Below are 12584 nucleotides of genomic sequence, written 5' to 3' on the forward strand. Positions count from 1 at the left end.
AATGAAATACCTATTTGCCTTAGTATTGCTAACATTTTCGATTGGTTCGTATGCCCAAAAAGAATCAGCAGCAAAAGAAGATATTACTTTTAATGAATTAGATAAAAAACAAATTATTGATTCATTGGCCAAACAACTTCAAGAGTTCTACATACGGCCAAATGCTGTTGGTGATATTAAAAAGAAACTGAATGATAATTATAAAAAAGGGCTTTACAAAGACATGATTAAACCAAATGATTTTGCTGGTAAGTTAAGCTCAGATCTTATAGAAGTTAGTAAAGATTTGCATTTTGCTGTAAGGTATGATCCTGAATGGGTAGAAAGTCAGTTAAAAAAAGGAGATAAAGAGGTAGAAAAGAAAATTAAAGCTGAGGAATTAAGCGAAGCAAAAAAGAAGAATTTCGGTTTTCAACAAGCGCAAATTTTGGAGGGAAATATAGGCTATTTAAAGTTTGATTATTTCGAAGATCCAGCAATAGCCAGTGAAACTGCAGCATCGACTATGCAATTTTTAAGCAGTACTGATGCACTGATTATCGACTTACGTCAAAATAATGGCGGTGCTATGGAAATGGGACAATTTTTAAGCAGTTATTTCTATTCAGGTAAAGAATTGCCTCTTTATAAATATTATTATAACGAAAAAAACAGAAAAAAAATCGAAAGAGAAATGTGGCTATTGCCATCTGTTCCCGGAAAACGTATGGAAGACATCGACATTTATATCCTGACAAGTTCAGTTACTTTTTCTGCTGCTGAATGGATGAGTTATTCGCTTCAAAATTTAAAACGCGTTACGATTGTTGGCGAAAAAACGGCTGGAGGCGCACACCCAATCGATCGAAAAGTATTACCGCATGGTTTTTCAGTTAATGTTCCTTTTGGAGAAGTAAAAGATCCGATCACGAATCTGGATTTTGAAGGAAAAGGGGTTATGCCTGATGTTTTATGCAAAAGTGAAGAAGCTGTAAACACTTCGCATATACTTGCTTTGCAAAAGCTTTCGGCAAAGAATAAAGATGCATTAAACAATCTGGACTGGTGTATTCCGATAGTTAAAAACAGACAAAAAATCGTAAATATTACTACTGAAATTTTAAAGTCTTATGAGGGCAAATACGGGAAAGCCGAATTAAAATACGAAAACAATAATCTGTATTATAACTGGAATAATATAGCAACGCTGTTATTAAAACCTTTGGAACAGGATTTATTTTTGCTTGATGGAATAAATGATTTCCGCATAAAAATCGTTTCAGAAAATAATGTTGTCACGGGAATTAAAAGAATTTATCAGGATGGGCAGGAGAGGTTTTACAAAAAAGAGTAAAGGTTAATATCATTTTTATTGAATAGACTCCAGCTTTAGCTGGAGGCTATTCAAAATTTGACAAGGTGTATTAAAGTGTTTCCGTTTTTAAAATTTCGCATCCGTAAAAATTCCCAACAATGTTTTATGAATTATCTAATTCCCAATGATTTCTTTCCTGTGCAAAGTTCCCCATTCACTTAATGCTCCAATCACACTATACAAAGTGTGGCTGTGTTCTGTTCTTGCGTATTCAACAGTTGGCGGAAACGTATCATAAACCGTTCTGGTAACAAGTTTGTTTATTTCCAGATCTTTAAGTTCTTTCGAAAGCATTTTATCTGTAATTCCGTTGATGTCTTTGGAAATTTCCTTAAATCGTTTTGGCCGGTTTGATAATGCAATCAATATGGGCAGTTTCCATCTTCCGCTTAAAACTTCTAATGCGTCTCTTACAGGACGTAGTGCTCCCAGACATTCTTCTGGTTCACAATTCATCTCTTTTGTTATATCGATTTTTGTTTTCATATAGGATTGTAGCATTTATTTTGTGCAGGTTTTGCAGATTAAAATCAATCTTTAAAAACCAGCTGGAGTCTGCGTAGAACTTTATTCATTTAAATTAAGACATTACTATCCTCAAGGATAGCGCTATCCTTGAGGATAGTACTATAAAAGAGATAGCAAATGTAGATAAGTTTGTATTGTAAAACAAAATAGTCATAAAATGAGTAAAAAGATTCTGAATATAGTAACAAGTATCAAAGGAGATGCTTCATTTAGTAATAAATTATCCAATGCAGTCCTTGAAAAACTGACAAAAGAATATCCGGCAAGCGTGGTAAAAACGTTTGACCTTTCAAAAACTCCTTTGCCGTATTTGGATGAATTGCAGCTTAATGCATTTTATACTCCTGAAGAAGCGCATACAACAGCTCAGGTAGAATCTATTAGACTTTCTGATGATGCGATAACAGATTTATTAGAAGCTGATATCATTGTAATTGGTGTGCCTATTTATAATTTTGGAATTCCGGCATTATTGAAAGGATGGATTGATCAGGTCGCAAGGGCAGGAAAGACTTTTAGTTATGACGAGAATGGACCAAAAGGTTTAATAAGCGGTAAAAAAGTGTATTTGTCTGTAGCTTCAGGAGCTGTGTTTTCTGACGGACCTTATAAAAGTTATGATTTTGCTGAGCCGTATTTGCGTGTAGTTTTGGGCTTTTTAGGCATAACCGATGTTACCACTTTTCGCGTAGAAGGAACTTCAATTCCTGATTTTGCCGATAGTGCTTTGCCAAATGCTTTAGCAACTGTCGAAGAATTTGCTTTTTAAATTGACATAAAAGTACGAGAGTTGGACATTTTCGTAAATAAGAAACCCGACAGATTTATTTAAAATTGTCGGGTTTTAATATTTTGTAGTTTGCTGCTAAAAAAAAGAATGATCTTAAAAAAAAGGTTTTAATTTATTAGCTTTTATATCGTTCATGAAGATGGAGCTCTTTATTAAATTGATTGTTTGAGATTTCTTTCAGAAGATCTATAAATGAAATTTTCATTTTAGCAATCACAGGATCGGCAGCGTAAACAAAGGAATATACATCTAAATTTTCATCGACGGCGAGATAGTTACCGTCTTCTAAATCGTAAAATTCGTAATACGTTTTCCCGTCAAAATCCGTATCAAATACATTATTATAATCTAGCCTTTGTTTGATTTCATTGTCTAACTGATCGTAAAAGAGATCGACTTTACGTGCGGGAAATTCAAAATGGTTTTGGCTTAAATTGATGTTTTTAATAGAGGATAAATCAAATTCATCGGCTTCATAATTTGAATTGTGAATTTTTATCGCCCAGAGCAAATTATCCCAAAGCAGAATTTCAATTTCTTCAAACTTGTTGTTTCGTTTAGAAAATATCTTAAGTCCGGAAATTTTGCTGTTTTCGCCTCTTTTCTTGAATTTAATATAGTTTTCTCCCGGATAGGTAATTTCTACATATTTAAAATCAGGATGTAAGGACCATTTTTTAAAACCCCAAAAATTATTTTCGACAGGTTGTCTTTTTATTTCTGAAAGATAATCTGGTAGTGCATTAATAATGGCTTTAAAAAGTTTTTCCTGTTCTCTTAAAACCAGATCGGCTTTGTATTTTGGAGAAATCGCCCCAAACATTTTTTGTAAAAAAGTCATATTTATTTTTCGATTATCATAGTAACACCTTGTCCTCCGGCAGCACAAATAGAGATAAATCCTCTTCCGGAACCCTTTTCGTTTAATAATTTTGCCATAACACCAATGATTCTTCCTCCGGTTGCGGCAAAAGGGTGGGCTGCAGCGAGACTGCTTCCTTTTACATTTAGTTTTTTCCTGTCAATCGCGCCAAGCGTTTTCTTTAAACCCAATTGTGTGCTTAGTTCCGGACTTTCCCATATTTTTAAAGTAGCCAGAACCTGAGCTGCAAAAGCTTCGTGAATTTCATAATAATCAAAATCCTGCAAAGTCAACCCGGCCTTATCAAGCATTCTGCTGGCTGCAAATAAGGGCGCTAACAAAAGGTTTTGTTGGTTTTTTACATATTCGATCGCAGCAATTTCGGCAAAAGTAATGTAGGCCAAAATAGGAAGTCCTTGTTCCTTTGCCCATTCTTCGCTCGCCAAAAGTATACAGGAAGCCCCATCTGTAAGTGGAGTCGAATTTCCTGCCGTCAGCGTTCCGTTTACTTTATCAAAAGCAGGATTTAATTTGGCCAGCTTTTCAATTGTACTATCTTTTCTAAGATTATTGTCTTTATCCAATCCGTTAAACGGGCTAATCATATCCTCAAAAAAACCTTCGTCGTATGCTTTTGCCATATTCAAATGACTTTTAAGCGCCAGATGATCCTGGTCTTCACGTGAAATTTTATAATGTTTTGCCGTAATTTCAGTATGGCCGCCCATCGAAAGTCCCGTTTGAGACTCTTCGTTTTTAGGCACCAAAGGCGATAAATCCTTCGGTCGAAGTTTTAGAAACCACTTTATTTTTTCACCAAATGATTTCGCTTTTCTGGCATTCAGTAAAATTTTTCTCAGATTTTCGCTAACCGCAATCGGCATATCACTTATAGAATCTACACCGCCCGCAATACCTGATTCTATTTGCCCTAAAGCAATTTTATTGGCAATATAAATGGCACTTTCTATACCGGTATCGCAGGCTTGCTGCAAATCGCAGGCAGGAGTTGCAGGATCAAGAGACGTTTTCATGACACATTCTCTGATCAGATTATTATCATAAGTATGTTTAATAACGGCACCTCCGGCGACTTCACCCAATAATTTTCCTTTCAGATTGTATTTATCTATAAGTCCGTTGAGGGCAGCTGTCATCATTTCCTGATTTCCAACATTCGCGTAAGCGGTATTTGCCCTTGCAAACGGAATTCGGTTGTATCCAACAATAGCAACTTTTCTAATAGTATCTGTGGTATTCATAGCGAAGGTTTTTGTTTCCGTAAAGTTTTTTCCAGATTAAAGATAAGCAGAGTTGGTTGTTATTTAGGTATTTTTACTAAAAAATCTTTGACTAGTATAAGAAAAATCGATTTTTATATCAATAATTACAATGTGCATTTAAAAAGTCAATATGATTGAAAATGAATGACTTATTTCTTTTTTTGATTCTTCTTTAGAAAAAACTTAAAATTGTTTTTCAGTTCTTATTTAGAATAATTAAAAATAATTTTGGTTAAGAAAGATTTAGGAATTACTTTTGCCATCGAAATCAAAATTCACATAATAATGAATATCTTAAATATAAAAAAAGCGCTATTTAGCTTACTTTTTCTAACGTCATTGCAAATGATGGCTCAGGAAGCAGGAAAAGTAACAGGAAAAATTTCGTTAAGCGGAAACGTTCCGGCAGAAAATGTTTCTGTTGCTCTAAAAGGAACAAAATATACTGCTGTTACCAATGAAAATGGTAGTTATGAGATTAGAAATGTTAAACCTGCCACGTATACAATTAGTATTCATGCTGTTGGGATTCATCCGGTTGAAGCTCAGATTACCGTAAATGCAAAACAAACGGTAACCAAAAACTTTATGCTTACTGAAAGTCAGCAGGATCTTGACGAAGTAGTAATTACCAAAAACAAGTACAAACAGGATAAACCTTCTTTGTCGTTACGTCTTCAGACTCCGGTACTTGAAATTCCGCAAAATATTCAGATTATAAGTGCTCAGACTTTAAAAGATCAGCAAATTACAAGTATGAGTGACGGAGTAATAAGAAACGTGAGCGGTGCTGTACGTTCAGAACACTGGGGAGATTTATACACAAATATTAAAATGCGTGGTTCTCAGGTTCAGGCTTTTCGTAATGGTTTTAATGTAGTTTCTTCTTCGTGGGGACCTCTTACAGAAGACATGAGTTTTGTAGATCATATTGAGTTTGTAAAAGGACCGGCAGGATTTATGCTTTCGAGCGGTGATCCAAGCGGACTTTATAATGTGGTAACTAAAAAGCCAACGGGAATTACTAAAGGTGAAGCTACTGTTATGGCAGGAAGTTATGACTTTTACAGAGCAAGTATTGATCTTGACGGAAAACTGGATAAAAAAGGAAAATTATTATACCGTTTTAATGCAGCGGCACAAAACAAAGGTTCTCACAGAGCATATGAACACAATGACCGTTATGTAATTGCTCCGGTGATTACGTATCAGGTTGATGATAAAACAAAAATTACTGCCGAATATAATTTTCAGTATGCGAACATGACTGAAGTAGGTTCTTATTATGTATTTGGTCCTCAATCTCAAGGATACGCAACTTTACCAGTTGATTTTACTATGACACAACCGGAATTGCCTGATACTAATATTCAGGATCATAGCGGTTATCTTATGTTCGAGCATAAGTTTGATGACAATTGGAAATTGACGGCACAAACTTCTTATTTTAAATATTTACAAGAAGGATATAGTTCATGGCCAAGTGCTGTAGGTTCTGAAAAAAATACATTAGGAGTAGGCAACATTATAAGAAATGTTAGTATTTGGGATGCAGAAAGCAATATGTATTTAGGTCAGATTTTTGTAAACGGAAAATTTACTACCGGACCAATTACCCATAAAGTTTTAGGTGGTGTAGATTTAGGAAGCAAAGATTATATGGCAGATTGGGGACAATCGCATAATCTTGATACTCCTGCAAATCCGTTTAATGTTTACAATCCAAATTATGGACCACCAGTAAATGGTATGCCCGCTTTTGATCGTATAACGCCGCTTTCAGTAAGAGCTGGCGGAAAAATAACTTCAGAATATGCAGCGGCATATATTCAGGATGAACTTGGTTTTCTTGAAAATAGATTACGATTGACTCTTGCTGCCAGATATACCTGGATTACTCAGTCAAGTTTTGGAGGAACCCAGGAGGACAGCCATATTACACCACGTGTTGGAGTTAGTTTTTCTGTAACGGATGATTTGGCTGTGTACGGATTATATGATCAGGCTTTTACACCACAGTCAGGTATTGTTAAAGAGGGTAAAATAAAACCACTTACAGGAAATAATGTTGAATTTGGTATCAAAAAAGATTGGTTTGATGGTTCTTGGAATACCAGTTTATCTGCTTACAATATTTTAAAGAAAAATGAGCTTACTTCTGACCCGAAAAATATTCCGGGTGGTCAGCAATACAGTGTTGTTCTTGGAGAAAAAAGAGCTCAGGGTATTGAATTTGACGTAAGAGGAAAAATCTTTGATGGTCTTAATTTAATTGCTAATTACGCTTTTACAGAATCTATTGTACTTGATTCAGATGTTACAACTATTAAAGAAGGCTCTGTTGTTCCGGGATATTCTAAACATACAGCGAATGCATGGTTGAATTATACAGTTCAAAACGGAAAACTAAAAGGATTAGGCGCTTCTATTGGAGGTACTTATCTTGCAGGTCGTGAAACGGATACTTGGAGCGTAGCATCAGAAAGATTACCGGACTATTTTAAACTAGATGGTGGTTTATCTTATGAAACAGGAAAAATAAAAATTACTGCTAACGTATTTAATATTTTGGATAAATATCTTTACAGCGGTTCTTACTATGAGTGGCTTGAATCTTATTACTGGCAAACAGAAGCACCAAGAAACTTTAGAGTTGGTGTAACGTATAAATTCTAATTTTGGCTCACAGATGACGCAGATTTAAACAGATTTTCACTGGGTTTTATTTTGCCAATCTTAAGCTAAAAACAAAAAGCATCCGTCGTAATGGCGGATGCTTTTTTATGTTTTAATGTTTTTTGCCCACGGATGAAACGGGTTAAACGGGTTTTTGCTGGTTTTTTTTATTGCTAAACTTTAAAAATACGTGTGCTATTTAGCCCACAGATGTTACGGATTTATACAGATTTACACGGATTTTTATTATTATTTTAAATAAAAAAAACGTGTTAATCCGCTTAACTCATGTTATCTGTGGGCTATCTATAATGCATTTTGATTAAGAATTTAAAATGAAAATCCGTGTAAATCCGTTTAACCCGTTTCATGCGTGGGCAAAAAAAATGTCTAGTTTATCCTTTATGAATTAATGGAATTACTTTTGAGCCAATAAGTTCTATAGCGCTCATTAATTGCGTGTGTGTAAGTCCAGCATTATCCATTTGAAATGTAAATCTTGAGATTCCGCCAAGAGATTCGCTGTGGCGTAAGATTTTCTCGGCAATGCGTTCAGGATCCCCAACAACGAGAACACCAAGATCATCAATAAGTCCGTCAAATTTGTCTTTGGTTACGGGCGGCCAACCGCGTTCTCTTCCTAATTTTGTCCAAAGTTCGGCGTAACCCGGGTAATATTCTTCGATGGCTTTTGCAGTTGTGCTTCCCACAAAACCTGGAGAATGTAAACCTACTTTTAGTTCTTCGGGTTTATACCCTGCTGCTTTTCCGGCTTCACGATACAAATCGACCAAAGGTTTAAAACGGTGTGTTTGCCCGCCAATTACAGCAACTATCAACGGCAAGCCCAAAGATCCTGCGCGTACAAAAGATTCGGGAGTTCCGCCAACACCTAACCAAATAGGCAATTGTTCCTGTAAAGCTCTGGGATATACGGGCAGATTATTCAAAGCCGGACGAAATTTTCCGGACCAGGTAATAAATTCATTATCTCTAATTTGTAAAAGAAGGTCTAATTTCTCACTAAAAAGTGCGTCGTAATCATTTAAACTATAACCAAAAAGGGGATAGGCTTCAATAGCAGATCCTCGGCCTACAACAATTTCAGCTCTTCCTTTTGAAATTAAATCTAAAGTTGCAAAATTTTGATAAAGCCGAACCGGATCAGCAGCACTTAAAACCGAAACAGCACTTGCTAGCCTAATGCGTTTTGTTCGCCCGGCAGCAGCGCCCAATATTACGGCTGTAGCCGAATCTAAAAACTCCTTTTTATGATGCTCTCCAATTCCAAAAACATCAAGTCCGGCCTGATCAGCCAGCTCGATTCTTTGTAATAATTGTTCCATCGCATCGACACTACTCAAAGTGTTGTTGTCTCCGTACATCGCCGAAGCAAAACTGTCTATACCAATTTCTATCATCTAGTAAAGATATTAAAATTTATTTTTTCTGTTATCAAAAAACTGTTTTAAGGATATTATTTGAACGCAAATAGTATTCATCAATTTTGAACACGAATTACACGAATTTGCACAAAATATAACTTGTTAGCTTAGCTTGTGAAATAATTGCACCAACTAATTTGTGCAAATTCGTGCAACTCGTGTTAGAATTTTTGACCTGACAATTATTTTGTCATCTGTACCCTTAAATTAAATGATTTTTGTATCTGTGTCTGATCTTTTTTACCTCCTAATTTTGTTCAATAATTAAACAACTACAGCGATGGATACAACTAAAACAGCCAACATTCAATTTGATTCAATTACCATATCGTCTTTAAAATCTGTTGTCAATATTTACCAGGGTAAGGTTGCAGATAGCCACAACAAACTGGTAAAATCTCCGGATCATTTTGGTCTTCCGTTAAGTATTGCCTCTTTTGATAATCGCGTAATTGGTTATGCTTTTGTTTTAATTAATAATCAGGGAAAACCCGAAATTAACTCCTATTGGGAGCAGGAATTTTATAGTATTGAGGTAGAACAGGATTTAAAATTTCATGCTCAGAATACTTTTTTTAATGCATTTAAAGATCCTGAAACGCGCTCGAATAAAATTCAAACTGCTGCCGAAAAATTATTCAGCTGGCTAAATGTTTGCAATTAATATTATAAAGGATACAGATTGAATTTTAGTAAATTTACAGGATACAGATAACGATCAAAAAAATGGCAAGAGAGGTTTTATATCAAAAAATTGCAAATACAATTCAGGAACAAATATTCTCCGAAACTTTAAAAATTGGAGATAAACTTCCATCTATTCGTGCTTTCCAGAAATTGCATAATGTAAGTATGAATACCATAAAACAGGCATTTTTAGAGTTGGAAAGTAAATCGCTAATAGAATCCCGTCCAAAATCAGGTTTTTATGTTAGTAAAACCTCGAATAGAAAATTGCTGATCCCTTCTATGAATAAACTGAAGTTATCAGAGCAAAAAACAACTTCTGAGGATTTGATAACCAAGGTTTTTGATAGTCTGAGCGATAAAGGCATCACCCGATTTTCGATTGGAGTTCCGGATCCCGGTTTGTTGCCCATTGCAAAGCTTAATAAGGGTCTTGCAAAAGTGGTACGCAATCTGGCAGAAAGCGGTACAAGTTACGAGCCCGTTCAGGGAAGTGCCAATTTGAGACGAAATTTGGCAAAATGGGCCATTGTATTAGAAGGAAAATTGACAGAAGATGATTTCGTGACTACTTCGGGAGCTATGAATGCTATTTTTAATTGTTTAATGGCCGTTACCAAACGCGGAGATACTATTGCGATTGAAAGTCCGGTTTATTTTGGCATTATCCAGATTGCCCAAAATATGGGACTAAATATTATCGAATTGCCTACGCATCCTACAACAGGCGTTGATTTAGAGGCATTAAAAAAGGTGATTCATAAAGTAGATGTTTGCTGTTTTATGAGCAATTTCAGTAATCCTTTAGGAAGTTTAATGCCCGATGAAAACAAACAAGAGTTGGTAAAGATGCTCACGCACCATAACATTCCTTTAATTGAAGATGATTTGTATGGTAATCTGTTTTTTGGAACCGTTAGGCCAAAACCTTGCAAGTATTATGACGAAGCAGGAATAGTAATGTGGATAGGATCAGTTTCTAAAACTTTGGCACCGGGATATCGGGTAGGCTGGGTAGCTCCTGGAAAATTCAAGGATAAAATCATCAGACAAAAAATGGCGCAGACGGTTTGTATGCCTTCGTTGTATCAGGAAGTAATCGCCGATTTCTTAGAACACGGAAGATACGATCATCATTTAAGGAATTTAAGAAGTACATTATATACCAATTCACTGCATTTTCAGCGCACAATTGAAGATCATTTTCCGGAAAACACTAAAATTTCACAACCACAGGGAGGTTCTTTTCTTTGGCTTGAGCTGGATAAAAGTATCGACACCGCTGTTTTGTATGACACCGCTATTCAGCAAAAAATAGGTTTTGCTCCCGGCAGAATTTTCACGCAGCACGATCAATACCATAATTGTATGCGGCTGAATTTTGGTTTGGAATGGAAGGAAAAAGTAGAATTCGATCTAAAACGATTAGGGCAATTAGTAAAAAATAGTCTTTAACGAACTGCAATTCTTTTTAAACACATAGAAACATAGCTTTTGTAAACTTATAAAAAGGCGTTTCACTTATTTTAAATTCACATAGCTAGCCAGACAGCTATGTGAAAGAAATGGGTTTCTTTTTTACCTTCTTTAATTTACACATAAAACCTATGTTTCTATGTGTTTAATAAAAAAATCGAGTGTTATCTAATGAGAAAATCCAAAAGAAACACTGATCAGAATGATTACAATAACGATTAATGTAATTACGACATAGAGATAATCTTTTTCTAAGAGAAAAGAAAACAGCGACAGTAAAACACGTAATACAGGCGTTAGAAAAAGGAAGATAATCCCAACGAATATTAGCGATTCTCCTTTTCCCTGAATGGCGCCATTATAGATTGCTGCAATTACTTCGAATATATTACGGTCGTTTTCTTTAAAAACAGAATAGTTTTCGATATCGTTACTGTGTCCCATCAAATAAACAATTCCGCCAATAAAAGCGACAGATAATGAGATCCAGACACCGTAGCGCAATAAGTTTCCAATAATGGTTTGAAAATCTTTTTCTCCAAATTTTTCGTGTTGCATTGTCTTAGATTTTTCCATTAAGTCCGTTGTATATCATGTTTACTGCAAGCACAAAAATCAGGCACGCAAAAAAGATTCTTAGTTTTTTAGGATTGGTTTTTACCAGTACTTTTGCTCCGGCCATAGCGCCAAACAAAACACCAATAACAACCGGCATACAAATTCCAGGTTCGATATACCCTTTCTGAATATAGATTACTGAACTCGCCATTGCGGTAACACCCATCATAAAATTACTGGTTGTGGTAGAAACCTTAAACGGGATTCTCATGATATTATCCATAGCAATAACTTTAAAAGCACCGGAACCAATACCCAATAAACCTGACATCATACCGGCGATTCCCATCATTCCAAAACCACCCACTACGTTTTTGGTTCCGTAATGTACCACTTGCCCGTCATGAGTTGGATAAGTGCCTTCCAATCGCAGTTTTTTGGCCAAATGGCTTGATTGTAAAACAATATGTTCTTCTTTTTTTCGAAGTGAATTAATAGCGGAGAAAATCAAAGTAAGTCCGAATAATACGGCTATGAATGAAGTAGGAGCAATGGTCGAAAGTAAAGCTCCGCAAACAGCTCCGATTGTTGTGGCAATTTCGAGAAAAATTCCCAGTCGCATATTCGTGATTCCTTCCCTGACATACGCCGCGGCTGAACCTGAAGAAGTTGCAATTACAGAAACCAAAGCCGCACCAATTGCATAATGAATGTCAACGCCAAGAATGACTGTTAAAAGTGGAATAATGATGATTCCGCCCCCCAAGCCTGATAATGAACCAATAAAACCTGCTAAAAAAGCACCAAGAATCATAATCAGGGTAAATGTAAGTACTGTCATTCGGATAAATTTTGTTGGTGCTAATTTACGAATTGATATTTGTTCGGGAGGGATTTAGGAGCTTAAATATACCTTAAAAAAGCG

11 protein-coding genes are annotated in these 12584 nt (G+C 35.7%); 5 read left to right on the forward strand and 6 right to left on the reverse strand.

Annotation, left to right across the window (positions count from 1 at the left end):
- Nucleotide 1 precedes the first annotated feature (1 nt).
- The gene (locus tag B0M43_RS15275; protein ID WP_078007457.1) at nt 2-1333 is read left to right on the forward strand and encodes a S41 family peptidase; all 1332 of its coding nucleotides are present in this window, start codon (nt 2-4) and stop codon (nt 1331-1333) included.
- A gap of 135 nt (nt 1334-1468) precedes the next feature.
- Here B0M43_RS15275 and B0M43_RS15280 read toward each other — a convergent pair whose 3' ends face one another.
- A complete protein-coding gene (locus B0M43_RS15280) occupies nt 1469-1840 on the reverse strand; it encodes a helix-turn-helix domain-containing protein (protein WP_065449725.1) in 372 nt (123 codons plus the stop codon).
- A 199-nt stretch (nt 1841-2039) separates the two neighbouring features.
- Between B0M43_RS15280 and B0M43_RS15285 the strand changes: the two genes are divergently transcribed.
- A complete protein-coding gene (locus B0M43_RS15285) occupies nt 2040-2651 on the forward strand; it encodes an FMN-dependent NADH-azoreductase (RefSeq protein WP_078007456.1) in 612 nt (203 codons plus the stop codon).
- 136 nt (nt 2652-2787) lie between these two features.
- On the opposite strand, the gene B0M43_RS15290 is transcribed toward B0M43_RS15285, so the two are convergent.
- Together B0M43_RS15290 and B0M43_RS15295 are read right to left on the reverse strand one after the other, a co-directional pair.
- Entirely contained in the window at nt 2788-3513 is a 726-nt protein-coding gene (locus B0M43_RS15290) for a hypothetical protein (protein ID WP_078007455.1), read from the reverse strand.
- A 2-nt stretch (nt 3514-3515) separates the two neighbouring features.
- The gene (locus B0M43_RS15295) at nt 3516-4796 is read right to left on the reverse strand and encodes an acetyl-CoA C-acetyltransferase (protein WP_078007454.1); all 1281 of its coding nucleotides are present in this window, start codon (nt 4794-4796) and stop codon (nt 3516-3518) included.
- A 306-nt stretch (nt 4797-5102) separates the two neighbouring features.
- Here B0M43_RS15295 and B0M43_RS15300 point away from each other — a divergent pair, with 306 nt between their 5' ends.
- Nucleotides 5103-7493, forward strand: coding sequence for a TonB-dependent receptor (locus tag B0M43_RS15300; protein ID WP_078007611.1), 2391 nt, complete (start codon nt 5103-5105; stop codon nt 7491-7493).
- A gap of 395 nt (nt 7494-7888) precedes the next feature.
- Here B0M43_RS15300 and B0M43_RS15305 read toward each other — a convergent pair whose 3' ends face one another.
- A complete protein-coding gene (locus B0M43_RS15305; RefSeq protein WP_078007610.1) occupies nt 7889-8911 on the reverse strand; it encodes an LLM class flavin-dependent oxidoreductase in 1023 nt (340 codons plus the stop codon).
- Between the two features lie 307 nt (nt 8912-9218).
- Here B0M43_RS15305 and B0M43_RS15310 point away from each other — a divergent pair, with 307 nt between their 5' ends.
- Both B0M43_RS15310 and B0M43_RS15315 read left to right on the forward strand, forming a co-directional pair.
- Nucleotides 9219-9602, forward strand: coding sequence for a hypothetical protein (locus tag B0M43_RS15310; protein WP_078007453.1), 384 nt, complete (start codon nt 9219-9221; stop codon nt 9600-9602).
- A 62-nt stretch (nt 9603-9664) separates the two neighbouring features.
- Complete coding sequence (locus tag B0M43_RS15315; RefSeq protein ID WP_065449731.1) at nt 9665-11080, forward strand: PLP-dependent aminotransferase family protein; 1416 nt, start codon at nt 9665-9667, stop codon at nt 11078-11080.
- A gap of 189 nt (nt 11081-11269) precedes the next feature.
- Here the strand turns inward: B0M43_RS15315 and B0M43_RS15320 are convergent, their stop codons facing one another.
- Together B0M43_RS15320 and B0M43_RS15325 are read right to left on the reverse strand one after the other, a co-directional pair.
- On the reverse strand, nt 11270-11659 hold the full coding sequence (locus B0M43_RS15320; RefSeq protein ID WP_065450265.1) for a DUF1634 domain-containing protein: 390 nt from the start codon (nt 11657-11659) through the stop codon (nt 11270-11272).
- Between the two features lie 4 nt (nt 11660-11663).
- Nucleotides 11664-12500 (reverse strand): sulfite exporter TauE/SafE family protein, encoded by an 837-nt coding sequence (locus B0M43_RS15325; protein ID WP_078007451.1) that lies wholly within the window; start codon nt 12498-12500, stop codon nt 11664-11666.
- Nucleotides 12501-12584: the final 84 nt, after the last annotated feature.

This window comes from Flavobacterium sp. KBS0721 (assembly GCF_002007065.3).
GTDB classification, from domain to species: Bacteria; Bacteroidota; Bacteroidia; order Flavobacteriales; family Flavobacteriaceae; genus Flavobacterium; species Flavobacterium piscis.

Excerpts from the sequence above, each read along its gene's own strand:
- B0M43_RS15290 (WP_078007455.1), bottom strand. The coding sequence starts at position 3,513 with ATGACTTTTTTACAAAAAATGTTTGGGGCGATTTCTCCAAAATACAAA.
- B0M43_RS15295 (WP_078007454.1), bottom strand. The coding sequence starts at position 4,796 with ATGAATACCACAGATACTATTAGAAAAGTTGCTATTGTTGGATACAAC.
- B0M43_RS15300 (WP_078007611.1), top strand. The coding sequence starts at position 5,103 with ATGAATATCTTAAATATAAAAAAAGCGCTATTTAGCTTACTTTTTCTA.
- B0M43_RS15315 (WP_065449731.1), top strand. The coding sequence starts at position 9,665 with ATGGCAAGAGAGGTTTTATATCAAAAAATTGCAAATACAATTCAGGAA.
- B0M43_RS15280 (WP_065449725.1), bottom strand. The coding sequence starts at position 1,840 with ATGAAAACAAAAATCGATATAACAAAAGAGATGAATTGTGAACCAGAA.
- B0M43_RS15325 (WP_078007451.1), bottom strand. The coding sequence starts at position 12,500 with ATGACAGTACTTACATTTACCCTGATTATGATTCTTGGTGCTTTTTTA.
- B0M43_RS15320 (WP_065450265.1), bottom strand. The coding sequence starts at position 11,659 with ATGCAACACGAAAAATTTGGAGAAAAAGATTTTCAAACCATTATTGGA.
- B0M43_RS15310 (WP_078007453.1), top strand. The coding sequence starts at position 9,219 with ATGGATACAACTAAAACAGCCAACATTCAATTTGATTCAATTACCATA.
- B0M43_RS15285 (WP_078007456.1), top strand. The coding sequence starts at position 2,040 with ATGAGTAAAAAGATTCTGAATATAGTAACAAGTATCAAAGGAGATGCT.
- B0M43_RS15275 (WP_078007457.1), top strand. The coding sequence starts at position 2 with ATGAAATACCTATTTGCCTTAGTATTGCTAACATTTTCGATTGGTTCG.